Origin of the sequence: Anaerobacterium chartisolvens (assembly GCF_003337415.1) — a bacterium.
GTDB classification, from domain to species: domain Bacteria; phylum Bacillota; class Clostridia; order Acetivibrionales; family DSM-27016; genus Anaerobacterium; species Anaerobacterium chartisolvens.
In genome coordinates, this window is sequence record NZ_QPJT01000006.1 from 111,791 (window position 1) to 133,386 (window position 21,596).

Sequence of the window (21,596 nt, forward strand, 5' to 3'; positions counted from 1 at the left end):
AGGGGAATGCATATGAAATTAAACGGAATGCTTTCAAAAGTTATGGACAATTATTTGTGCTTGCGTGGTATTGCGAGTATAAAGTCACTGGCTAAAATATCCGAAGTTAATCCTGATATACAAAGGGATTTGCTGGAAGACCACAAAGATGAAATGAAGGACTTTTTAGAGAGGGGCGAGTATGCTTTTTTTCCGGAAGTTGTTTTGTCGATGAATGTTGGTCTGTCTGATGAGGTTGAAGTTTTTGAAGATTTTGCCGTTGCTGTTGATTCGGCCGACAAAGGCTTCAATTTGAAGGTTGGGAACGTTAAAGTCAATTTTAAGCCTGATGAGAATAAGCTAATTGATGACCGCAGGCAATTAAAAGTTGCTCAAATAGCATTTGATGAAAATGATATAAAATTAAGCAGAATTGATGGAAATCACCGTTTAAGCGCCGCTAATTATTTAGCCAATGATATTTTGATTCCCTTTTGTCTTATTATATTTCCTAACGAAGAAGAAGCAAAAAACAATTCAAGAGCAATATTTCATAACATAAATTCAAAACAAATACCGTTAAAATTGGAGCAAAATATAAAGATAATTATAGAAAGCAGCGGTGTTTTTACCGATAGTATCCTTGAAAAGCCCCAGCCGTTTGGGCTGCACTATAGGTTTACCCGAGAATTGTTATGCGGGAACGACAAAATTGATTTTGGTTGTTTTCCTCATATAAAAAATTTTGTGTATGATAATAAATATTCTTTCTTCACTGATTTATTCAGATACTTGTGTAAAGAGTGCTTAATTAACAATGCCACAGCTGTTGAGGATGTGAAAAATGAGCTTGTAAATGTAGAGAACGCAATAAACGAAGCCAGTATAGCTGCTTCTTACAATAATAGTTCGATTGTTGGAGCATTAGCGTATTATAAGCTTTCTGACCCCGACAAGCATAGCCGATTTATTAGGTGGATAGCAAAAAATCATATTGCGGATGCTAAAACCATTAGCATAGATGACCTTATAAGCATCTTTGATAAGGTTTATGATAACATACCCAAAAATGTGTTTCTGGCGCGGTGGTATCCTGCCACGACGGATGAAAATTACCAAAACGCACAACACCGGTTTAATGCAATAAAAAGTGTTGTTGAGAGTCTGAACCTCAGATTGATTGATTTGGGAACACAGGATGGGGGCACTTTTGATATCCGCTCTGTAATGTACAACGAAATTAAGGAATGCGATATATTTATTGCAGATTTGACCGGCTGCCGGCATAATGTAATGGTTGAAGTGGGGTATGCCCTTAAACACGTTGAGACAGGGCGAATGGTATTCTATTTTGCCCCAACAAAAGAATATCATAAGCCGCCCTTTGATTTGGATGGATTTAAATACAAACCAATAAATGATTCTGCAGAGATTCACACTATAGTCAAGCCAGAGATAGAAAGCATTTTGAATGATATAAAATAGCATCGTTGTCACTAAATACGACTTGTAGCGGCAGGCATTGGCAAATCACCTTCAAAACCCTTTAAGCATATTATTGTATAGACAATAATTTTGTTCAGCATATGACTTGGAGGATAATGGAGAGGACATATATTATTTTATGCCGGGCTTTAAAGCGGCGGAGCGGAAACACCACACCACCGCTACCTATGGGAAATACGCCCCGGTAGAAGCTGTACGCGGGGATTTTCCCATTCTCAAGAAGAAAATTAACGGAAAACCGTTGGTCTGGCTTGATAATGCCGCAACCACTCAAAAGCCGTTTGCCGTAATAGACGCTTTAAACCGGTATTACACCGGGTACAACTCAAACGTTCACCGAGGAGCGCACACCCTTGCCAGACTTTCCACAGAGGCGTATGAAGCGGCCAGGGAAAGGGTAAGAGGCTTTATAGGCGCATCGTCACAGGAGGAAATAATTTTTGTCAGGGGGACGACTGAAGCAATCAATCTTGTCGCGTCGAGCTGGGGAAGCATAAATATACGCCAGGGAGATGAAATTCTTCTGACTGCAATGGAGCATCACTCAAATATTGTGCCGTGGCAGATGCTTATGCGGGCAAGGCAGGCAGTTATAAAGGTCATACCAATCAACGCGCGCGGAGAGGTCATGCTTGAGGAATACAGAAAGCTTTTAACCCCGCGCACCCGTCTGGTATCCATGACTCATGTGTCAAATGTGCTTGGTACTATAAACCCCGTGGATATAATGACAGAGATGGCGCATGAACACGGGGCACACGTTATGATAGACGGAGCCCAGTCTGTGCCCCATATGAGGGTTGATGTGGGAAGAATAAATGCGGATTTCTACGCGTTTTCAGGGCATAAGGCATATGGCCCTACAGGAATAGGCGTGTTATACGGTAAAAGGGCGCTGCTGGACAAAATGCCTCCGTGGCAGTCGGGTGGTGGGATGATAAAGGATGTCGGCTTCGATAAAACCACATACAGCGGACTCCCATACAAGTTTGAAGCAGGTACTGGAAATATTGCCGATGCAGTGGGCCTTGGTTCGGCATTGGAGTACCTTGAAAAAATAGGCATGGACAATATTGAAAGGCACGAAAAGGAGCTGACCGAAGCCGCTATGCATTCCTTTTCGCGTATACCCGGTGTACGTGTTATAGGAACCTCACCCAATAAAACCAGTGTAATTTCCTTTACAATTAAAGGGGTTTCTCCGGAAAATGCCGCTAAATACTTAAATCAGGAGGGGATAGCGGTTCGTGCCGGGCATCACTGTGCCCAGCCCGCTCTGGCTGCATATGGCTTAAAGAGCTGTATACGTGCATCTCTGGGAGTGTATAACAGCATGGAGGACATAGAGCTGCTTGTGAAGTCTGTCGGCAAAATATCCAGAGGGATGTAAAATAGTATCCTCCACAAGGATTTTTACTCTAATTTTAGATAGTTTGTATCCTGATTCATATTTGCTATATGCACCCGTGAATGCAGGATAATGTTGATTTCTGCCGGATAAAAAGATTATAATGTATATATTATATTTAAAAAGGGGGATGATTGAATGTCCTTTCAATGGAAAGACAGGTACAGGCTTGGCATTGAGGAAATTGACGGACAGCATAAGAGGCTGTTTGAGATTGGAAATGAGGCTTATGACATTGCCATGCTAAAGAGCTCGTATGACCGGTATGATGAAATACTGAAGGTGATTAACAGCCTTATCGACTACACCGAGTACCATTTCGGATATGAAGAGGAGCTTATGAAAAAGCACGGCTACAACGGCTTCGACGAGCAGAAGAAGGAGCATAAGTTTTATATTGATAAGATAAGAAGCCTTTCTGAAAGGGATATTGATGAAGACCAGCAAAAGGCCATTCTGGAAATACTGGACTTTCTGGCTGAATGGATCAGCAGTCATATTATATTTTCAGACAGGAAATATGCCACCTTTTTTAAAGAAAACGGAATTGAGGTATAATAAGGCTTTTTAACAGCAAAGCTAAGCTATAAACTAAAAAATTTTTTTAAATTGTCAACATTTTAGGGATTTATCTTTAAAAGACCTTGCTTTTAAAGATAAATCTGGTAAAATTAAAATGATAAAAACTTAACAAGGTTTGTTATATACTAAATATAAAATTATAAAAGGAGTGTATTTAAAATGCCATTGGTAACTACAAAGGATATGTTTAAAAAAGCTTATGAAGGCGGATATGCTATAGGAGCTTTCAATGTTAACAACATGGAAATAGTACAGGGTATTACCGAAGCCGCTAAGGAGGTAAACGCCCCTCTGATTCTTCAGGTATCCTCAGGCGCGAGGAAATATGCAAACCATACTTATCTTATGAAGCTTGTTGAGGCTGCTATTATCGAGACAGGCCTTCCCATTTGCCTTCACCTTGACCACGGCGACACCTTCGAGCTTTGCAAATCATGTATAGACGGAGGATTTACCTCTGTTATGATTGACGGCTCTCACCATTCTTTTAAGGAAAACATGAAGCTGACAAAGCAGGTTGTTGATTATGCCCATGACAAGGGTGTTGTTGTAGAGGCGGAGCTTGGTAAGCTTGCTGGAATTGAGGACGCTGTCAACGTATCGGAAAAGGATGCGGCTTTCACAGACCCCGATGAGGTTGAGGAATTTGTAAAGACCACGGGAGTTGACTCTCTGGCCATTGCTATAGGAACAAGCCACGGAGCGTTCAAATTCAAGGGTGAACCCAAATTAAGGTTTGACATACTTGAGGAGATTTCAAAGAGACTTCCTCAGTTCCCGATAGTATTGCACGGTGCTTCCTCTGTTATCCCCGAATATGTTGAAATGATAAACAAGTTCGGAGGAGACATGCCGGGAGCTCAGGGAGTACCCGAGGACATGCTGAGAAAGGCTGCTTCCATGGCTGTATGCAAAATCAACATAGACTCCGACTTAAGGCTTGCATTGACAGGTACGATAAGGAAGTATTTTGCTGAAAATCCGTCTCATTTTGACCCAAGACAGTATTTGAGTCCTGCAAGGGCTGCAATAAAGGATCTTGTTAAGAAGAAAATTGTTAATGTATTGGGCTGTGACAATAAGGCGTAGTCAACGAAAAATACAAATAGGATATTTTAAATAAAGTCAGGGTGGCGGCACTTTTTTAAAGGTGCAGCTGCCCTGATTTTTTGTTATGAAATAAAGCAAATAGCTTATTCAATTCAGAATACCTCCCATTTGCTACATAATTCAAAAAAATATAAATTAATGTGCATATCTTATTTACATTATATGAATTTTATTGTAAAATAATATAAAAATTAATACCAATAGTATCAAAAAAAGGAGGGAAATGCTGAGTGTTCATAAATCTGTTCATGGTGGTTTTTTTATCTATCCCGGAGTTTTTTCTGAGTATTGTTCTGATGCTTATCATCTCGGGAAATAAGGAGAGGCTGAAGCCGGATGTGGAAAATGCTTCGAAGCTTATCATAGCAATTGGCCTCATGGTGGTGGCGACATGTATTTTGCGGCCATTGTCTTCTAACGTTGTTGTGAGTGTAATAGTTCATGCAATCGCATATGTAGGTGCTTTAAAGGCTATATATAAAATGAATGCTAACGCCGCAGTCTTGTCTGTTACACTTACTCTTTTATATACATTTACCTTGGAGAATACCTTTATGCCATTTGTAATAACCTATCTTTGCGAAGGCATAACCAATTTTTACGCAAGCAATATCACAATGTTCCTTTCTACCCTGCCAATAAGAGCATTTCAATTGCTTGGAATTGCGATGTTTTATAAGCATGACGTATGCTTTAAGACTGTTCTTGAGGATAGAAAGTACAGCATAATTTTTACTGCAAGCAGTCTTTTGATGGTAATGGCACATACTTTCTTTTCATATATATATGTTGCAGATTTTAATAAATTTTCTTTTAAACTACAAATGGCATATTCTGTGGGCTTGTTAATTATAATGCTTTCATTCTACACAGCTATATTCAGTTTTATTTATATAATGGTAAAAGAGCTTTTAAAGGGTGCGGCTGCACTGGGCGAGAGGCATATGAGGCATACGGAGGTTGTACTGAAAAAGGAAAAGGATAAGAACTATCTTGAGCTTCAAAGCCTGTGCGGAATACTGGAAGGAGAAAGGAATGTTGATAAGGCCATAAGCTTTATTAAAAAACATATCAGCGAGAATGAGCGCGATATGGAAACAGGCGGCAGGGAATAAATAATGGAGGTGATAAGGATATGACAAAGTTAAGTTGTGAGTATGCTAAGAACGGGGGCCCGCTGGCCAGAGCAGTTGCAAGAGGGATAAAGGGGGCGGCGTGTGCAAGCACAAAATCTGCTTGCACGATATGGGTATATCAGCCCAAGGTCCCCAAGGCACTGAAGGGCAAGTAGCATGGCGGCGGGGGTACGTGACTGCATGTGCGGCAAAGGGCTGCGCGCAGACCTGTACCCCTTTGCTGTGTGTGGGCGTAAAGGAATTATTTTTTCTTTAGTAAATCAAATATGCCGAACAAGCCCAAGGCTCCGATACAATAAATAATATTATAAGAAAACACCGAACAGAAGCTTTAAGGAGCCGCCAAAATATATATTGTGCTTAAATAATAAGGGGTTAATATTTATGGACGAGAAAATTATTTTAGTAGTTTTAGGTGCCGCGTTACTGCTAATTATATTTATTGCTATTATTCGGCTGAGAAATGATATTAAATATACTAATTTTATTTTGAAGCAAATTTCAGAAAAAATTGGTATACCTGAACCATCCGAGGATAGCAAAATAAAAGCTTTTATTCAAGAAGGCAAAAGGATTGAAGCTATTAAAAGATATAGAGAAATTACTGGTGCCGGATTAAAAGAAGCAAACGATTATATTAACAGACTGGTATAGAAATCGTAGGGGCAGACCTGCGTGTCTGCCCTGAATTACCCACTGAAGTCAAAAGTGCCTTTACGAACCCTTCTTTATTTATTCACCTTTATTATATGCCCCCGTCATATGCAAAGGACATTTACAATAAATAGATAATATGATATTATAAGAGAAAATTAACAGGAAGTGCTTATGCAAATATTAAAAAAATGTGCGGCTGTATTTATGATTTCAGTGCTGTTAAGCATGGGCGCAGGCGGGGCCTTTGCTGACAACAGCGGCGGGACAGCACAAGCTGTAAGTATTGGAGGGAGAACCTTCAATGTCACTGTTCCTACAGAGTTTAAGGATGATATAAGCATGGAGGAGCTTTTCTCCATTGCAGGCTCAGACCCCGACGCGGGTGATATCGGGATAATTAAAGTGGGGTATGCAGTGCGCGGGCTGGACAATCTGTCCAAAACGGATACCGATGCGCCGGGCATTTGTGTTATGGGTTCGGTTATAAAAGCCTACACCATATATAATGAATTCCAGTCGGACAGGTTTATTGCTTCCTATGCAAAGGGTGAGACTGTAAAAACCCAGTCTGTAATTTCAAGCACTTTAAGATCCACTATATCGGGCGGTATTCCCGTCGGACTTGCAGGGGTTACCTTAACCTGCGATATTACAAAGGGAACAGAGCTAACCGGCCCGGATGAAAGCTCGGAATACAATTCAAGGGAATACAGATGTAAATTTTACCAAAGTAGCGGCAAGTGGATACAGGTCATAGCCATAAATGGTATAGCCATTTCACAGAGCGGAAGATTTAGGGAGCCGTCAAAATATATATTGTACTCAAGGGATATTAAGGTATAGATGCGCTTCCACAGCGCATTATTTTTTTCGCTACTTTACTCGCTCCTAACGCCTTGAACGATAATAAGGCGTATAAGTTCAGCTCTAAAAGTTAATAATATCCCTTGAGGTGTTGATATTTGGCAAAGAAAGTAGGAATTCCTAGAGGTCTTTTTTATTATCAGTTCTACCCTCTATGGAAGAAATTTTTTGAAGAGCTGGGTGCGGAAATAGTAGTGTCCGACAATACAACGAAAAAAATACTTGACGACGGCACAAAAAGCTGTGTTGATCAGGCTTGCCTCCCGGTAAAGCTTTTCCACGGGCATGTGCTGAATCTTAAGGACAGAGTTGATTATATTTTTATACCGAGGTTGACAAGCATATCGGCAAAGGAATATATCTGTCCAAAATTCGGTGGTTTGCCCGACATGGTAAGACACAGCATAAAGGATCTTCCCGCTGTTATTGACGTTGAGGTAAATGCCAGACAATCTCCAAAGGGAGCTCTTAAGGCAGCAATACAGGTGGGAGGCTATTTTTCGGACAATATTTCCGATATAAGAAAAGCTTATAACAAAGCTATGGAGAGCTACACGTGCTTCACAGCACAAGTAAAACAGGGAGAGATCCCTTTCAGGCCGATGCATAAGGAGCAAAAAAAAGGCCTGAAGAGCAAAAAATTAAACATTGCCGTCATAGGGCATGTGTACAACCTGTATGATGAATATGTAAATATGAATATGCTGCGTAAGCTTGAGGACAGCGGCGTAAATATTATAACGCTGGATATGCTTGAAAGCAGTGTGGTGAACCAGCACTGCGGAACTCTTGAAAAGAGGATGTTCTGGAATTTCGGGAGAAAGGCTCTGGGAGGAGCTCTTTGCCTGGCTGAGGACAAAAATATAGACGGAATTATATATGTCATGTCCTTTGGGTGCGGGGTGGATTCCTTTGTTTCCGATCTCATAGAGAGAAAAATAAGGAGAGTGAGGGATGTACCGTTTATGGTTCTCACTCTGGATGAGCATTCGGGAGAGGCGGGAATGGACACAAGACTGGAAGCATTTATAGATATGGTTGGGTGGAGGTATAAGAATGAAACTGACTTTTCCGCACATGGGTAACACTTTTATTGTGGCAAAAGCACTTTTAGATGATTTGGATGTGGATTATGTGATCCCACCGTTCAATAATAAAAAGGCTCTGGAAATCGGTACCAGGTATGCTCCTGAGCAGGCCTGCCTTCCCCTTAAAATTAATATAGGCAACTTTATCCAGGCGTATGAAAAGGGGGCCGATACCGTCATGATTACCGGCGGGTGCGGGCCGTGCAGGTTTGGGTATTACTGTGAAATGCACAGGGAGATTTTAAGGGACGCGGGCTGCGGCATGGATATAATTACACTGGAAATGCCTGACGAGGGGATAAAGGAGCTTTTAAAAAGGATCAAGAAAATCGCGGGGCGTCTTGACGGCGTGAAAATATTAAGGGCTGTAAAGAACGCCGCCCAGATATCCAAGCAGGTGGATAATCTTGAGAAATTAAGCTATAAGGTGAGGCCCAGAGAAATAAAAAAGGGAACTACCGACAGGGTATATAAAAATTTTCAGGCCAAAGCGTTACTGGCCGGAGGGGCATCTGCAATAAAAAGGCTTATAAGGGAAACTGAGGCCGAGCTGGAGGAAATAGAGACGGACAAAAGCTTTGTCCCTATGAGGGTGGGCATAGTGGGGGAGATTTACACCACTATAGATTCCTATACCAGCTTTTATATAGACTCAAGGCTGGGGAATATGGGAATAGAGGTTGACCGTCAGGTTACTGTCAGCCAGTGGATTTTTGAGCATATGATAAAAAAGGCTCTGCACCTGCCGAGGGATTTAAGGTATGCGGAGGCGGCCAGACCTTATCTGGGGACAATGATAGGCGGCCACGCGCAGGAAACGATAGGGAATGCCATTTTGTATGCTCAAAATGGCTACAGTGGCGTAATTCAGATATATCCCCTCACATGTATGCCTGAAATTGTTGCGGAGAGCATACTGCCTTCTGTGGAAAGAGACTATGATATTCCTGTGCTTACGCTTATCATAGACGAAATGACGGGAGAAGCGGGATATTTAACAAGACTGGAGGCATTTGTTGATTTGCTTTCAAAGAGAAGGGAGAGATTTTTTGGTGAAGCAGGCTGGGTATTACCTGGGAATTGATGTTGGCTCTGTAAGTACCAATCTGGTTGTAATTGATGAGGGTGAGACAGTAGTCGAAAAGCTCTATTTAAGAACAGGAGGACAGCCCATAAATGCACTCCGAAAAGGGCTTAGGATGCTTTCTGAGGCAATGGGAAGCGATGTCAGAATAAAGGGCGGGGGAGCTACGGGAAGCGGAAGAAAGCTGGCCAGTGTTATTGCGGGAGCGGATGTGGTTAAAAACGAAATCACCTGTCACGCTGTTGCCGCCCAAAAGCTGGTGCCTGGAGTGAGGACCATTTTAGAGATAGGCGGTCAGGACTCCAAAATAATAATATTAAAAAACGGTGTGGTATATGATTTTGCAATGAATACCGTGTGTGCGGCAGGCACCGGCTCTTTTCTGGACAGGCAGGCCGCCAGACTGGACATACCTATTGAGGAATTCGGACGTTACGCCTTAAAGTCTGCCTCGGCAGTGAGAATAGCGGGACGGTGCGCGGTATTTGCCGAATCGGACATGATACACAAGCAGCAGATGGGGCAGAGCGTGGAGGATATTATTAACGGACTGTGTGAGGCTCTTGTGAGAAACTATATGAATAACCTTGCCAAGGGAAAGGAAATTGAGGGGCCCATAGTTTTTCAGGGGGGAGTTGCCGCCAATGTAGGCATAGCTGCGGCCTTTGAAAGGGCGCTTGAGAAAAAGGTCATTATCCCGAGATACTACAATGTAATGGGTGCCTTTGGGGCTGCGCTGATGGCGAAGGAAAAGATGAAGGAAACAGGTCTGGACAGTAATTTCTATGGATTTGAGGTAGCGGCAAAGGATTACAAGGCAAGAAGCATTGAATGCAATGACTGCCCCAACATGTGTGAGATTATAGAAATCATGTCCAACGGACATGCTATGGCCCGGTGGGGAGATAAATGCGGAAAATGGTCAAGCGGAGTGTCTGAGGAGCATGTGATATGATGGATGCCGGGGGACGGCAGAGTGTTTGAAAAGCTTAGAAATTCTACTAATTGATGCCTCGGTGTGGTAAAATATAAGTGTTTGTTATGCTTTAAATATAAGAGGCAGATGATGATTAAAATAACAGGGCTGGCAATACCGCTTGACTATGACCTTAAGCTGCTTGCGGATATTGTTGCTGATATACTGCATATAGACGGCAGCGGTATTGAGAATATAAAAATTTCAAAATTATCGGTAGACGCTTCAGACAAGAATAATGTTTGCTTTAAGGCAAGCGTTGACGCATATGTTTCAGGAGATGAGAAGGCAATTGCTTTCAAAAACAGGGATAAGCGCATATCGGTAGAAGCGGAATCTCCTTACATCCTTCCAGAGAGGAAATTTCTTAAAAAACGCCCAATAGTTGTAGGGTGCGGGCCTGCGGGTTTGTTTGCGGCACTGCTTCTGGCACAGGAAGGGGCAAGGCCCATTCTGCTGGAGCGAGGACTTGATGTTGACAGCAGGAAGCAAAGCGTATTTAAGTTCTGGCAGACAGGAATTCTTGATACGCGGAGCAATGTGCAGTTCGGGGAGGGCGGAGCAGGTGCTTTTTCCGACGGGAAGCTTAAAATCGGAAGAAGAGATCCCCGCAAGATGAAAATACTGAGTGAGCTTGTGGAGGCCGGCGCTCCTCCTGAAATTATGTACTTAGACAAGCCCCATATAGGTACTGATCGCCTGAATGAAACGGTTAAAGGCATCAGGAGAAAAATAATACGCATGGGGGGAGAAGTACATTTTGATGCGGTATTGACAAAAATATTGCATAAGGAGGGTGTGGCAGAGGGAATAGGCTTTATAAAGAACGGTAAATATGAGGAGCTTTACACCGACAATGTTGTTGTTGCAATAGGCCACAGCGCAAGAGATACGTTTGAAAATCTCATGGAAAGCGGAGTTTACATAGAGCAGAAGCCGTTTGCAGTGGGAGTCCGCATCGAACACCCGCGGGCAATGATAGACAGAATACGGTACGGCAGCTTTGCCGAGCACCCCGCACTGGGAGCGGCGGATTACAAAATGGTGGTGCATTTGAACAACGGAAGGGCGGTATATACCTTTTGCATGTGCCCGGGGGGAAGCGTTATTGCGGCTACATCGGAGGACAATGCCATTGTGATAAACGGAATGAGTGAGTTTGCCCGTGACGGCAGGAATTCAAACAGCGCGCTTTTGGTAACCCTTGGAAGCGCAGATTTGGGAAGCAGCCATGCTCTTGCAGGGGTTGCTTTTCAGCGTCGTTTAGAGGCGGAGGCATTTGAGGCGGGAGGGGGAGGCTATAGAGCACCCGTTCAAAGGCTGGAGGATTTTCTTAATAAACGGAATTCATCCTGCTTTGGGGAGGTGCTGCCTACATATCTGCCGGGAACAGGCTTTTGCCGTACGGATACTTATTTGCCCGGCTATATAACCGATTCCCTGCGTCAGGCAATATATGAAATGGAGGAGTGGATGCCGGGGTTTGCTTATCCTGATGCCGTTATTACAGGGGCTGAAACCAGAAGCTCTTCTCCTGTGCGTATTACAAGAGGAGAGAGCCTTGAGGCCATAGGCATAAAGGGGCTTTACCCGTGCGGAGAGGGAGCGGGGTATGCCGGAGGCATTATTTCCGCTGCGGTGGACGGTATGCTCTGTGCCGAGAGGATACTGGAATGACGGCGCAGAGAGGCTCGTCGCTTGACAATTTTGATTATAGGATGATAGAATTGTTCTAGGTTTTAAAAGCTTTTGTGGGGGAGAGAAAAATGGGCTTTAGGGGCAATATACCTATAGATATAAGAGTGTCTGGAAGAAGAAGGCGGCTGAACTTTAAAAGACTTTTTACAGTAATAGGAGTTATCGTTATTATTGCGGGTACTGTTGCTTTTGTACTTAATCGTGATAAAATTTTCAAAAAACCGGAGAATGAAGTTTTTATGCCCGCAACGTCTGCGGCTAAAACACAGAATACCACCGAACAGGCTGCGCTTACCACCTTCAAGGAGGATATAGGAGAGGCCGCGTTTATAGGAGGGGCAAGACAGGGAGTCAGGCAGGGCAGGGCGGTCTATAGGAGTCTTGAGAGATCCAGAATGGATGAATTTAAGTCTGAGCTTGAGGATTATGTCAGTACCTTTAAAGGGCAATACGGAATATATTTCTGGGATTTGAATACCGATATAAGCTTTGGAATAAACGAAAGTGACGAGTATTTGGCTGCAAGCACCGTCAAAATTCCCATCAATTTATATTTGTTTAATAAAATAAAGGACGGCGAAATAGACCCCGAGGAGAAGCTTGTATATACCAAAAGCACTGACTATGAGGCCGGGACGGGAAGAATACAATACCAAAATGACGGCACCGAGTATACAATAAGAGAGCTGTCCGCACTGTCCATAAGAGAAAGCGACAATGTGGCGGTAAACATGCTTATACGAAAGCTTGACAGGCAAAACTATAAGGACTATATGAAACAGTCGGGAGGCGTTGTTGTTACAGAAAAAAATGAGTCCTGTCCAAGTGACATGGCTTTGTACATGAAGGCAATATATGACTTTTATAATGAAAACCCTGATGTAGGAGGAGAGCTGATAGACTCCCTGCAAAGCACTATATATAACGACCGTATACCGAAGCTTCTCCCCAAGGCAGTTAAGGTGGCTCATAAGGTTGGGAATCAGCTGGGCGCTTTGCATGACATAGGGCTGGTTTTTGCAGATAGGCCTTATGTAATAGCTATAATGTCCAAGAATATAAATGAAGAGGAAGGATACGACGTTATTGCTAATATATCTAAGAAGGTATATGACTTTGTACAGGGAAAATAAGAGCTATATATGCAGCGATAAAGATTTTGCATGGAGGATACAGCTTGATGTGAGAAATTTCCTTGACCTGTGACACTTACTCTGTATCCATCTGCGAAAGCCGGTTTAGCTGGTCACGCTTGCCATAAATAATGGCAGTAACCTGTACTTTGCTATTTTCTTCGTCAATCCAGAAATAAATGAGAAAGTTTTTTACAGGCATTTTATGAATTCCATAACTGCGCCATGGCTCTTCATCAGTCAATGTAACGCGTTGCGGAAACTGAGAAAGTGATGAAATTGAGTTTTCTATTTTGTCAAGCAAGGACAGCGCGGCTTTTGGAGCTTTCAATTCGGAAGTAATGTATTTTATAATTTCTTGAAACTGTTCCTCTGCCTGCGCGGTAATTTTAACGATATACGTTTTATCCGCCATAAATTACAATCCTCGTCTTAAATCCGCAAGCACCTCAGAAGCAGGACGGGAACGGTCAGCCTTTGCCTCGTTCAATCCATTCTGCATAATTGCGTCAAATGCGGCAGCATCCATTTCATCCAGCGCAGTCGGAGCAGCAGGAAGCGACAGGGAAAACGGAATGCTCTTAGTCATAATGATTTGCTTATAGAGCATATTGATTACAACGGAAGCCGGAATTCCCAGTTTTGCCATGATGGATTCCGCTTTTTCTTTTATATCGGGCTCAACGCGAGCGAGGACATTTGCTGTTTTAATAGCCATAATAGTTCCACCCTTCCTTTTTCTTTATTATATTCTATTGTATAACGTTTAGCAATACGTTGTTCAAACTTGGGTGCATAAATTATATCTGACACAGCATATCGGAAAATCGCCATAGGGATTACAATTGAAGCACCTTTTTCACATAACAGCATAATTATCCAAAAAAATGGGTAAAAAGAGCCAATATATTATGGCGTTTTATTCCAAATCCAGATTTTTAATAAGCTCCCTATCTATCTTCCCCTCACTTCGAGGGGAAGGAAAAGAAGGTCCATGTAGGTTTTACTGGTCTTCTAAGTAGCAATTATGTCTTCTCATTTCTTTCGCTAGCTGCTTTACATGCGCCTGCGTTGTTCTTCTCATTTTCTTCTCCAGTGCCCTTCTTTTTCTTCCCCTCAATGTGAGGGGAAGATAGAAGGGGAGTTAAAATTTGCATTTTCATTCATATTACCACAAAATATATTCGTTGGTAACATTTTTGTCACTTAAATTAAATACACCCTTCAAACTTTATTTCCAACTCATACTTCAGCGTTTCGACGTTTCAAAGAAAAGAAAACGAGGTTCTTCGCTTTGAAGTGCCTCGTTTCCGTCATTTCCGTATCGGTTTGGGATATGGTTCAGTAAGTTTTCTTATTAAACCGTGCTTCTTAACAGCCCCCTTTTTTTTGATCCTTTATTCAACCACCCATTTTATAAGCCCAATATCGAACTTGCTTATAAGATCCTTATGACGGGGAACAACACGAACTGTATAGCCGTATTGTCCTCCCTCCGTAATGCTTATATCACAGCAATACCTGCAAGAGCATTGGTCGGGGCTTTCTATGGAATGCATTGACTTCACCTCGGGATTTTCAATCATGCCATTCTTGCCTATGCATCCATAGTAAAGCTGGACGTCTATATTTGAGGGGTCAATGCCGCCGGGATATACTGATGCGCAGATGGATATTGTCTCTCCCGATATTGCCTTTTGCTCCTTGAGGCTGCTCATGTCCTTTTCTGCCGTAATACTTAAATGAGGCCAGTTTTGCGCCATATACAGCTTCCAATGCGCAAGGTCCTTTGCCCTTGCATAATTGTCGGAGGACATGGCTGTAAGCCTCTCAAACGACGGAATATACATTTTATTGGTATAATCCTGAACCATTCTATGTGTTCCGTAATTATGCACCAGCGATTTTATGGACTCCTTCATTACCTGCACCCATTTAACGGGTACGCCCTTGTCATCCCTGTCATAGAACAGAGGGACTATCTCATTTCCCAGTATTTCATATATGGACTGGCTGTCGGCATTGTCCTGATAGTGCTCATTGTCATAGAAGCTGTCGTCTCCTATTACCCAGCCGTTTTTACCATTGTATCCCTCACACCACCATCCGTCCAATATGCTGAAGTTAACAATTCCGTTTATACACACCTTTTGTCCGCTGGTTCCACTTGCCTCAAGCGGACGCCTCGGATTGTTGAGCCATATGTCAACTCCCTGAACAAGGTTTCGCGCCAGTGTCATGTTATAATTTTCAACCAGTATTACCTTTCCGTTAAAGCCCTCCTGCCGTGCTATATCATTTATGTTTTTGATTACATCATGGGCGGGTGAGTCGGCGGGATGAGCCTTACCGGCAAATATAATCTGAACGGGTCTTTTGGGATCATTCATTATTTTCTGTATGCGTGCCGCATCCCTGAATATAAGGTTGGCTCTCTTGTATGTGGCAAATCTCCGTGCAAAGCCAAGGGTCAGCGCATCGGGGTCTAAAAGAGTATCCACCTCGCGGATGCTTTCGGAGGATTCTCCGTTCTCCGATCTCTGCTGCTTCAGCTTGCTGCGGACAAATTCTATCATTTTTGACTTAAGCCGGCAATGGGCTTGCCACAAAAGCTCATCAGGTATATCATCTATTTGGCTCCATATTTCCTTGCGGAATGAATTTTCCTCCCAGCCGGGGGACAGATACCTGTCATAAAGCTCCTTGATAGAGGGAGAGAGCCATGTCATTGTATGGACTCCGTTTGTTATATGTCCTATAGGGACCTCATCTTCGGGAACTCCCGGCCATACATTGCCGAATATATTTCTTGACACTGCGCCGTGAAGCTCGCTTACACCATTCTTTCGTCCCGCAAGGGTCAGTGCCAGCACTGTCATGTTAAAGTTGTGGTTGTCATTAATCTTCATTCCCAGATCCAGAAACTCATGCCTGCTTATGCCCAGAGATCCCCAATAGTTCCCAAAGTATTTGTCAATCATATGAAGAGGGAATACGTCATTCCCTGCGGGCACAGGCGTGTGAGTGGTGAAAACCAGAGAGGAAAGGGCAAGCTCCTTGGCCTCGTTGAAGGAAAGGCCTTTTTCCTGAACAAGCCTCCGAATGATTTCAAGTCCTAAGAAGGATGAATGTCCCTCATTCATGTGGTATATACGGGGGGTTACTCCAAGAGCCTGAAGAGCCCTGAAGCCTCCTATCCCAAGGATTATTTCCTGCTGTATCCTTGTCTCCTGATCCCCTCCGTACAGCCTTGCCGTCAGCATTCTGTCCGAGGAGCTGTTTTGCTCTACGTCACTGTCCATAAGGAAAAGGGATATTCTTCCCACCTTTACCTCCCACACCTTAACATATATAAGTCTGCCCGGAAGCTCAACGCTAACCGTCACCTGCCGGTTTTCCGAGTCAAGTGCAGGACGTATGGGAAGCTGGGACACATTCAGGTCGGTAAATTTTGTTTCCTGCCACCCATCACGGTTTATATGCTGGCTGAAATAGCCCTGCTTATAGAAAAGCCCCACTGCTGTGAAGGGCAGCCCGAGATCACTTGCCGATTTGCAGTGATCGCCTGAAAGCACGCCAAGACCGCCTGAATAAATGGGAAGAACTTCATTTAACCCATATTCTGCTGAAAAGTATGCCATTGAAAAATCATTCTTTGCGGGATAGGTTTGATTAAACCATGTGTCCTTGCTTGATATGTACGAATCAAACCTTGCCGAGGTTTTATCGTAGCGGGCTAAAAAGCCCTCATCCATAAGCTTTTGTTCAAGCTTTTTCTGACTTACCTCCTGCAGAAAGCTGACAGGATTTTTGTTAAGCCTTTCCCATAGATCAATATCGATTTCCCTGTATAAATCAATAGCATCCGCGTTCCATGTCCACCATAAATTATAAGCCATATCCCTTAGCTTTTTTAACCTGTCCGGCAAGACTGCCGTCACTGTTATTTTACCTAAAATATACATAAACAACCTCCAGTGAATTAATATACCTGATATCTTTTTTTAAATAATAACATATATATCCTTACTGTGGTAGATATTAAGCTAAATTTTTACACAATTTAGAAGAAATTTAGAAGAAATAAAGATTGTATTTTAGAGTAATATGTGAATTTATATAGTTCAGGCTTTTGCATATCGGATAACGGAGGATGTAAAATAATATCCTCCAGAATAATTTCTACTCTAACTACAGAAGCATGTATACCTGTAGAAGACGCTTGTGACTTTAGTTAGCTTAAATTGTAGCGCGGTCACGTATTCCGGGGAAATTATTCCTCCGGAAATTATTTTACATCCTTTTTAGATAGTCTGTATCCTAATTTATATAGCTTTTATCCATAATTTCCTTAACATTAAATTATTGAATTTTTGTAAAGATATTAGTATGATAAAAAGATTTTTTATATATGGACTTATGGGCTGGTGTATGGAAATAATATGGACGGGAATGGGCTCTCTTATAAGCGGAGATAAATATCTGGAGGGCTTTACAAACCTGTGGATGTTTTTTATTTACGGTTCCGCGGTTTTTTTAGAACCCCTGCATGATATTATCCGGGAATGGAGGTGGATATACAGAGGCTTAATATGGGTTGTGATAATATGGGGTATGGAATATACCAGCGGATTTCTTATGGGAAACATATTGGGTATATACCCCTGGGCATATACAGGGCCTTTTGCCGTAGACGGACTTGTAAGACTGGACTTTGCGCCCGCATGGCTTGTGGCGGGGCTTGTTTTTGAGAGAATACACTATGCCATGGATATGTATCAGACGGCAAGAAGGCAGCCCCAATAATTGCGGTAACATATCGCACAGGGGTTTAAATCAGCCTTAAAATTTATTATTATATATATAACGATAAAGATTTTAAATTGAGGGTATAACTTGATGTAAGCAATTATATCCTCTATGTTTGTAAAATCTTTATCGCGTCCTATATATAAAAGACAATTTTAAGGGATGTGGAATATGTTCAGGCTTGTAACCGATATAGTGGGAAGGCGCATTGCAAAAAAGGGGTTTTGGAAAACGGCCGCGCTGTTTTTTTTGTTTCAGATGCTTTTTGTGTCGATGACGCTTCCTGCCATTATTTTTCTGGGGCCTTTTGACAATATTAAAAGCATTGCTGTCGGGGCTTCACACAGAACCCTCAGCCACCAGTATATTGCAAGGCTTTTTTTGTCTGACGAGGCAATTAATGAAATACTCAGGGAAAATACAGTATGGGACTATGGATTTGGAGAAGAAAAAATACAGGTGCTGCGTTTCGATTCCAAGCGATCGGATAAAATTGAGGTATATAATATAAAGGGAATAGACTTTAACGGGAAATTGATGGTGGTGCACGATCCTGCCAGAATTGCTGCCGCATACTCAGACAAGCTGCCCGAGGCCGGACAAACCGTCAGTGCTTTGGCTAAAGAGAATAATGCTGTGGGAGCCATAAACGCAGGGGGCTTTCAGGACAACTCTTTGACCGGCACGGGGGGCAGCCCTATGGGATTCATTATAAGCGGCGGGAGGGTAATATACAGTCAATTGGAGAGTGAAAAGGAAAGAATAGACACCGCCGCATTTACTAAAGACGGAATGCTTATAGTTGGGAAGCATTCTCTTGAACAGCTTAAGGAATACGGCGTAAAGGAGGCTGTGAGCTTTGGGCCTCCCCTTATAGTAAATGGAAAGCCCTCCATTTCGCAGGGAGACGGAGGATGGGGAATTGCTCCTCGGACTGCCATTGGGCAAAGGGAGACAGGAGAGGTGCTGCTGCTCACGGTAGACGGAAGAAGCGCCAGTACCTTTGGAGCTACCTTAAGAGATATACAGGACATTTTACTTACATATGGGGCTGTGAATGCGGTAAACCTTGACGGGGGATCATCAACCACTATGTTTTTCAACGGAAGGGTAATAAATACTCCTTCGGACAGGCTGGGGGAAAGGGCAGTACCTTCTGCCTTTATAGTGACGTGGGGGGAGGGGTATGACAGGTGAAGATTGTGCTGCGGCTGCTTAAGTGGGCTTGCTTTTCTATTATAGTCCAGCTTATGCTTCTCTGGGTTTTAAACAGTGTTTACCTGCCCGGGCGGGGGAAATATGTAGAGGTGACAAGGTATGCCGATGCGGAGGACGGCAGGAGGGAGGAAATTACTCTGCCCAACAATGCGCAAAATATTCAAATATCCTTTGACGGAAGCTTTGCAGGCTATGTTCATAAGGGAAGGCTTAATGTGGAAGGTCTTGACAAAGCCGCGGAAAAAAAAGCCGTTGTTCTTGATAATATCTCTTTTTTCAGGTGGCTTTATGACAGAAATATGGTTATATACTCCTCAGCAGTTGAAGGGAAGGATAAATGTGATATCAGAGTAGATACATATGATGCTGTGACGGGAGTGTTAAGGAGCTACCCGCTTATAGAAGGCCTTCCGGCGGGCAGCAGGACTGTCAATATAGAATTATCCTCCCTCACAAACATGGTATATGTCGAGGTATCTATAAATGGAATGGAAAAAAGGATTTTTAAATATAATATAATAGATGAGCTTGAGCTTGTTGCCCGGGAGAAAGCGTCAACAATCATTAAGGTATTCAGATACATGGACGGAATGGTGTATCAGAGCGATACAGGGCATATAGGAATACGGCACGGAAAGGATGAAAACGATAGGGAAATATTCTTTGAGAAAAAGGCTGTGCTGCTTAGTGTGGCAGCAGGAGATAGCATTTATATGGGAGAATATGATGAAGCCGGGAGGATAGCAAAAGTCTATTGGGGGACCGCTAACGGGTACACGCTTGAGCGCGAGGGGGAGATTCAATTAAGGAGTCCGGCAGATCCTTCCTGCATATATATTACCCGTGACGGAGCAATATATGAAATAGATGCTCAGGGGGGCATTGTACGCAATATAACGGATAACACCGAGCAGGCTTACAAAGGAACTCTGTGCGATATTGCGGGCAAATATCTGGCTGCCGCAGAAGGTAATTTACTAAGGATATATGCCTTGTATATATAGCATTGGGAAATTGTTTGCTTTTTATGTTTGATAGAAGCTTATGGAGGGTAATAATAATTCAATAAATTTATTTATAAAAAATTTCAGTTTTATAAAACGCCCTAGCTTTTGCTTATAAGAGCTTAAGAATGGTGAAAATATGTTTGGGAGGATTTGTTTATGGCTAGTGAAAAAATAATAACACTGACAAAGGACAATTTTGAACAGGAGGTTATTAAATCGGATAAGCCTGTTTTAGTGGATTTCTGGGCTCCGTGGTGTGGTCCGTGCAGAGCGGTCGGGCCTTTAATGGATGAGCTTGCAGAGGAATTTGACGGAAGTGCAAAAGTAGGGAAAATAAATGTTGACGAGCAGGGTGAGCTTGCGTCAGCGTATAGAGTTATGAGCATACCTACGGTAATGCTGTTTAAAGATGGTAATATGGCGGATAAGGTTATAGGGTCGAGGACAAAAAATGAGTTTGCGGATATGATTAAAAAGAGTATATAGCCTCTCGTGCTTTATAGTCTTTATGCATTATATATCAATGTTATTGGGGAAATATATGTAGCGATAAAGATTTTACATGGAGGATATAGTTTGATGGAAGAAATTTTTTTGACCCGTAAGGAATACATCTAAGAAAAGCGCCTGATGACATACCCGTGAGACATTTCCCCGCAAGGCGTCTTTTCGTTGCTATTAAAAATTTCTGTAAGCAATTATATCCTCTATGTTTGTAAAATCTTTATTGCATCCTATATAGCTCAGGGAAATAAAGCTATCCGACAGGATTAGCTTTATTTTTTTGGGAAAAGAGGATTTTAGAGGAAGGCATTGAATATTATGAATATATGCTTTTAGCGGATTTTTACATAAGGGGGGGTGCAAGGTGGCGGGAGAAAAGCGTTTTAGAACTTCAATATTAGGATTTAAAAGGACGGATGTAAATACATATATTGAAAAAATACTCAAGGAGTTTGATGATAAATTACAGGAAAAGGATGAGCAAATTTCAGCTTTTGTAAATCAGATAAAGGATATGAAGCTAAGGTATGGGGAGCTTGCCCAAAAAGCGGATCAGGTAAATGACGACAGGGCAAAGATAGGCGACGTACTTATTAAAGCTCAGGAAAAAGCCGATTTAATCATTGAGGATGCAAAGAATAAGGCCATGGAGGAGAAGAGAAGAATTGAGGTCGTTATAGAGCAGGAGCGGGAAAAGCTGGTGGACTTAAAAAGCGAAATCAGATTTCTCAAATCGGAGCTCACCAGCACACTTAAAAAATACGAAAACCAGTTGAATAATATGCTGGAAAAGCAAGGAGATCACATAGCATAAGGGGAGTTCCACAAAAACCTTTT

At 42.5% G+C, this 21,596-nt stretch carries 22 protein-coding genes; 18 read left to right on the top strand and 4 right to left on the bottom strand.

Annotated features, from left to right (window positions below; all coding sequences use genetic code 11):
- Window positions 1-12: 12 nt before the first annotated feature.
- The 13 genes from DFR58_RS06880 (at window position 13) to DFR58_RS06940 (ending at window position 13,221) form a co-directional block, all read left to right on the top strand.
- Window positions 13-1,464, top strand: a complete 1,452-nt coding sequence (locus tag DFR58_RS06880) for a ParB N-terminal domain-containing protein (RefSeq protein WP_114297075.1) — start codon at window positions 13-15, stop codon at window positions 1,462-1,464.
- A 139-nt stretch (window positions 1,465-1,603) separates the two neighbouring features.
- A complete protein-coding gene (locus DFR58_RS06885) occupies window positions 1,604-2,875 on the top strand; it encodes a cysteine desulfurase (RefSeq protein ID WP_114297076.1) in 1,272 nt (423 codons plus the stop codon).
- A 156-nt stretch (window positions 2,876-3,031) separates the two neighbouring features.
- Window positions 3,032-3,451, top strand: coding sequence for a bacteriohemerythrin (locus DFR58_RS06890; protein ID WP_114297077.1), 420 nt, complete (start codon window positions 3,032-3,034; stop codon window positions 3,449-3,451).
- A 183-nt stretch (window positions 3,452-3,634) separates the two neighbouring features.
- Entirely contained in the window at window positions 3,635-4,564 is a 930-nt protein-coding gene (fba, locus tag DFR58_RS06895) for a class II fructose-1,6-bisphosphate aldolase (protein WP_114297078.1), read from the top strand.
- A 251-nt stretch (window positions 4,565-4,815) separates the two neighbouring features.
- Window positions 4,816-5,700: a hypothetical protein gene (locus DFR58_RS06900; RefSeq protein WP_114297079.1), complete on the top strand. Its 885-nt coding sequence runs from the start codon at window positions 4,816-4,818 to the stop codon at window positions 5,698-5,700.
- 20 nt (window positions 5,701-5,720) lie between these two features.
- The gene (locus DFR58_RS06905) at window positions 5,721-5,876 is read left to right on the top strand and encodes a cyclic lactone autoinducer peptide (RefSeq protein WP_114297080.1); all 156 of its coding nucleotides are present in this window, start codon (window positions 5,721-5,723) and stop codon (window positions 5,874-5,876) included.
- A 229-nt stretch (window positions 5,877-6,105) separates the two neighbouring features.
- A complete protein-coding gene (locus DFR58_RS06910; RefSeq protein ID WP_114297081.1) occupies window positions 6,106-6,375 on the top strand; it encodes a ribosomal L7/L12 family protein in 270 nt (89 codons plus the stop codon).
- 174 nt (window positions 6,376-6,549) lie between these two features.
- Entirely contained in the window at window positions 6,550-7,221 is a 672-nt protein-coding gene (locus DFR58_RS06915) for a hypothetical protein (protein ID WP_114297082.1), read from the top strand.
- 119 nt (window positions 7,222-7,340) lie between these two features.
- Window positions 7,341-8,327 (top strand): acyl-CoA dehydratase activase-related protein, encoded by a 987-nt coding sequence (locus tag DFR58_RS06920; RefSeq protein ID WP_114297083.1) that lies wholly within the window; start codon window positions 7,341-7,343, stop codon window positions 8,325-8,327.
- On the top strand, window positions 8,299-9,414 hold the full coding sequence (locus tag DFR58_RS06925) for an acyl-CoA dehydratase activase-related protein (protein ID WP_114297084.1): 1,116 nt from the start codon (window positions 8,299-8,301) through the stop codon (window positions 9,412-9,414). The genes DFR58_RS06920 and DFR58_RS06925 overlap by 29 nt, the downstream gene beginning before the upstream one ends.
- Window positions 9,380-10,369: an acyl-CoA dehydratase activase gene (locus DFR58_RS06930; RefSeq protein ID WP_479722729.1), complete on the top strand. Its 990-nt coding sequence runs from the start codon at window positions 9,380-9,382 to the stop codon at window positions 10,367-10,369. Before DFR58_RS06925 ends, DFR58_RS06930 begins: the two co-directional genes overlap by 35 nt.
- A gap of 111 nt (window positions 10,370-10,480) precedes the next feature.
- Complete coding sequence (locus DFR58_RS06935; protein ID WP_114297086.1) at window positions 10,481-12,067, top strand: NAD(P)/FAD-dependent oxidoreductase; 1,587 nt, start codon at window positions 10,481-10,483, stop codon at window positions 12,065-12,067.
- A gap of 89 nt (window positions 12,068-12,156) precedes the next feature.
- The gene (locus tag DFR58_RS06940; RefSeq protein WP_114297087.1) at window positions 12,157-13,221 is read left to right on the top strand and encodes a serine hydrolase; all 1,065 of its coding nucleotides are present in this window, start codon (window positions 12,157-12,159) and stop codon (window positions 13,219-13,221) included.
- A gap of 76 nt (window positions 13,222-13,297) precedes the next feature.
- Here the strand turns inward: DFR58_RS06940 and DFR58_RS06945 are convergent, their stop codons facing one another.
- From DFR58_RS06945 to glgP, 4 genes are all read right to left on the bottom strand, one after another.
- On the bottom strand, window positions 13,298-13,636 hold the full coding sequence (locus DFR58_RS06945) for a type II toxin-antitoxin system RelE/ParE family toxin (protein ID WP_114297088.1): 339 nt from the start codon (window positions 13,634-13,636) through the stop codon (window positions 13,298-13,300).
- Window positions 13,637-13,639: 3 nt separating this feature from the next.
- Window positions 13,640-13,939, bottom strand: coding sequence for a type II toxin-antitoxin system RelB/DinJ family antitoxin (locus DFR58_RS06950; protein WP_114297089.1), 300 nt, complete (start codon window positions 13,937-13,939; stop codon window positions 13,640-13,642).
- Between the two features lie 307 nt (window positions 13,940-14,246).
- Complete coding sequence (locus DFR58_RS21780; RefSeq protein WP_170138059.1) at window positions 14,247-14,384, bottom strand: hypothetical protein; 138 nt, start codon at window positions 14,382-14,384, stop codon at window positions 14,247-14,249.
- A gap of 234 nt (window positions 14,385-14,618) precedes the next feature.
- A complete protein-coding gene (gene glgP / locus DFR58_RS06955; protein ID WP_114297090.1) occupies window positions 14,619-17,186 on the bottom strand; it encodes an alpha-glucan family phosphorylase in 2,568 nt (855 codons plus the stop codon).
- A gap of 424 nt (window positions 17,187-17,610) precedes the next feature.
- On the opposite strand from glgP, the gene DFR58_RS06960 reads away from it, so the two are divergent.
- The 5 genes from DFR58_RS06960 to DFR58_RS06980 all read left to right on the top strand — a co-directional run bounded on the left by DFR58_RS06960 (window position 17,611) and on the right by DFR58_RS06980 (window position 21,573).
- The gene (locus DFR58_RS06960) at window positions 17,611-18,027 is read left to right on the top strand and encodes a putative ABC transporter permease (protein WP_114297091.1); all 417 of its coding nucleotides are present in this window, start codon (window positions 17,611-17,613) and stop codon (window positions 18,025-18,027) included.
- Window positions 18,028-18,201: 174 nt separating this feature from the next.
- On the top strand, window positions 18,202-19,227 hold the full coding sequence (locus tag DFR58_RS06965) for a phosphodiester glycosidase family protein (protein WP_114297092.1): 1,026 nt from the start codon (window positions 18,202-18,204) through the stop codon (window positions 19,225-19,227).
- The gene (locus tag DFR58_RS06970) at window positions 19,224-20,252 is read left to right on the top strand and encodes a hypothetical protein (RefSeq protein WP_114297093.1); all 1,029 of its coding nucleotides are present in this window, start codon (window positions 19,224-19,226) and stop codon (window positions 20,250-20,252) included. The genes DFR58_RS06965 and DFR58_RS06970 overlap by 4 nt, the downstream gene beginning before the upstream one ends.
- A 159-nt stretch (window positions 20,253-20,411) precedes the next feature.
- Window positions 20,412-20,741, top strand: coding sequence for a thioredoxin (gene trxA, locus DFR58_RS06975; protein WP_114297094.1), 330 nt, complete (start codon window positions 20,412-20,414; stop codon window positions 20,739-20,741).
- 382 nt (window positions 20,742-21,123) lie between these two features.
- Window positions 21,124-21,573, top strand: coding sequence for a hypothetical protein (locus DFR58_RS06980; protein WP_114297095.1), 450 nt, complete (start codon window positions 21,124-21,126; stop codon window positions 21,571-21,573).
- Window positions 21,574-21,596 lie beyond the last annotated feature (23 nt).

What these genes read in the sequence shown, in the direction of transcription:
- DFR58_RS06880 (WP_114297075.1), top strand. Translation starts at nt 13, where the DNA reads ATGAAATTAAACGGAATGCTTTCAAAAGTTATGGACAATTATTTGTGC.
- DFR58_RS06885 (WP_114297076.1), top strand. Translation starts at nt 1,604, where the DNA reads ATGCCGGGCTTTAAAGCGGCGGAGCGGAAACACCACACCACCGCTACC.
- DFR58_RS06890 (WP_114297077.1), top strand. Translation starts at nt 3,032, where the DNA reads ATGTCCTTTCAATGGAAAGACAGGTACAGGCTTGGCATTGAGGAAATT.
- fba (WP_114297078.1), top strand. Translation starts at nt 3,635, where the DNA reads ATGCCATTGGTAACTACAAAGGATATGTTTAAAAAAGCTTATGAAGGC.
- DFR58_RS06905 (WP_114297080.1), top strand. Translation starts at nt 5,721, where the DNA reads ATGACAAAGTTAAGTTGTGAGTATGCTAAGAACGGGGGCCCGCTGGCC.
- DFR58_RS06910 (WP_114297081.1), top strand. Translation starts at nt 6,106, where the DNA reads ATGGACGAGAAAATTATTTTAGTAGTTTTAGGTGCCGCGTTACTGCTA.
- DFR58_RS06915 (WP_114297082.1), top strand. Translation starts at nt 6,550, where the DNA reads ATGCAAATATTAAAAAAATGTGCGGCTGTATTTATGATTTCAGTGCTG.
- DFR58_RS06925 (WP_114297084.1), top strand. Translation starts at nt 8,299, where the DNA reads ATGAAACTGACTTTTCCGCACATGGGTAACACTTTTATTGTGGCAAAA.
- DFR58_RS06935 (WP_114297086.1), top strand. Translation starts at nt 10,481, where the DNA reads ATGATTAAAATAACAGGGCTGGCAATACCGCTTGACTATGACCTTAAG.
- DFR58_RS06940 (WP_114297087.1), top strand. Translation starts at nt 12,157, where the DNA reads ATGGGCTTTAGGGGCAATATACCTATAGATATAAGAGTGTCTGGAAGA.
- DFR58_RS06945 (WP_114297088.1), bottom strand. Translation starts at nt 13,636, where the DNA reads ATGGCGGATAAAACGTATATCGTTAAAATTACCGCGCAGGCAGAGGAA.
- DFR58_RS06950 (WP_114297089.1), bottom strand. Translation starts at nt 13,939, where the DNA reads ATGGCTATTAAAACAGCAAATGTCCTCGCTCGCGTTGAGCCCGATATA.
- DFR58_RS21780 (WP_170138059.1), bottom strand. Translation starts at nt 14,384, where the DNA reads ATGAAAATGCAAATTTTAACTCCCCTTCTATCTTCCCCTCACATTGAG.
- glgP (WP_114297090.1), bottom strand. Translation starts at nt 17,186, where the DNA reads ATGTATATTTTAGGTAAAATAACAGTGACGGCAGTCTTGCCGGACAGG.
- DFR58_RS06960 (WP_114297091.1), top strand. Translation starts at nt 17,611, where the DNA reads ATGATAAAAAGATTTTTTATATATGGACTTATGGGCTGGTGTATGGAA.
- DFR58_RS06965 (WP_114297092.1), top strand. Translation starts at nt 18,202, where the DNA reads ATGTTCAGGCTTGTAACCGATATAGTGGGAAGGCGCATTGCAAAAAAG.
- trxA (WP_114297094.1), top strand. Translation starts at nt 20,412, where the DNA reads ATGGCTAGTGAAAAAATAATAACACTGACAAAGGACAATTTTGAACAG.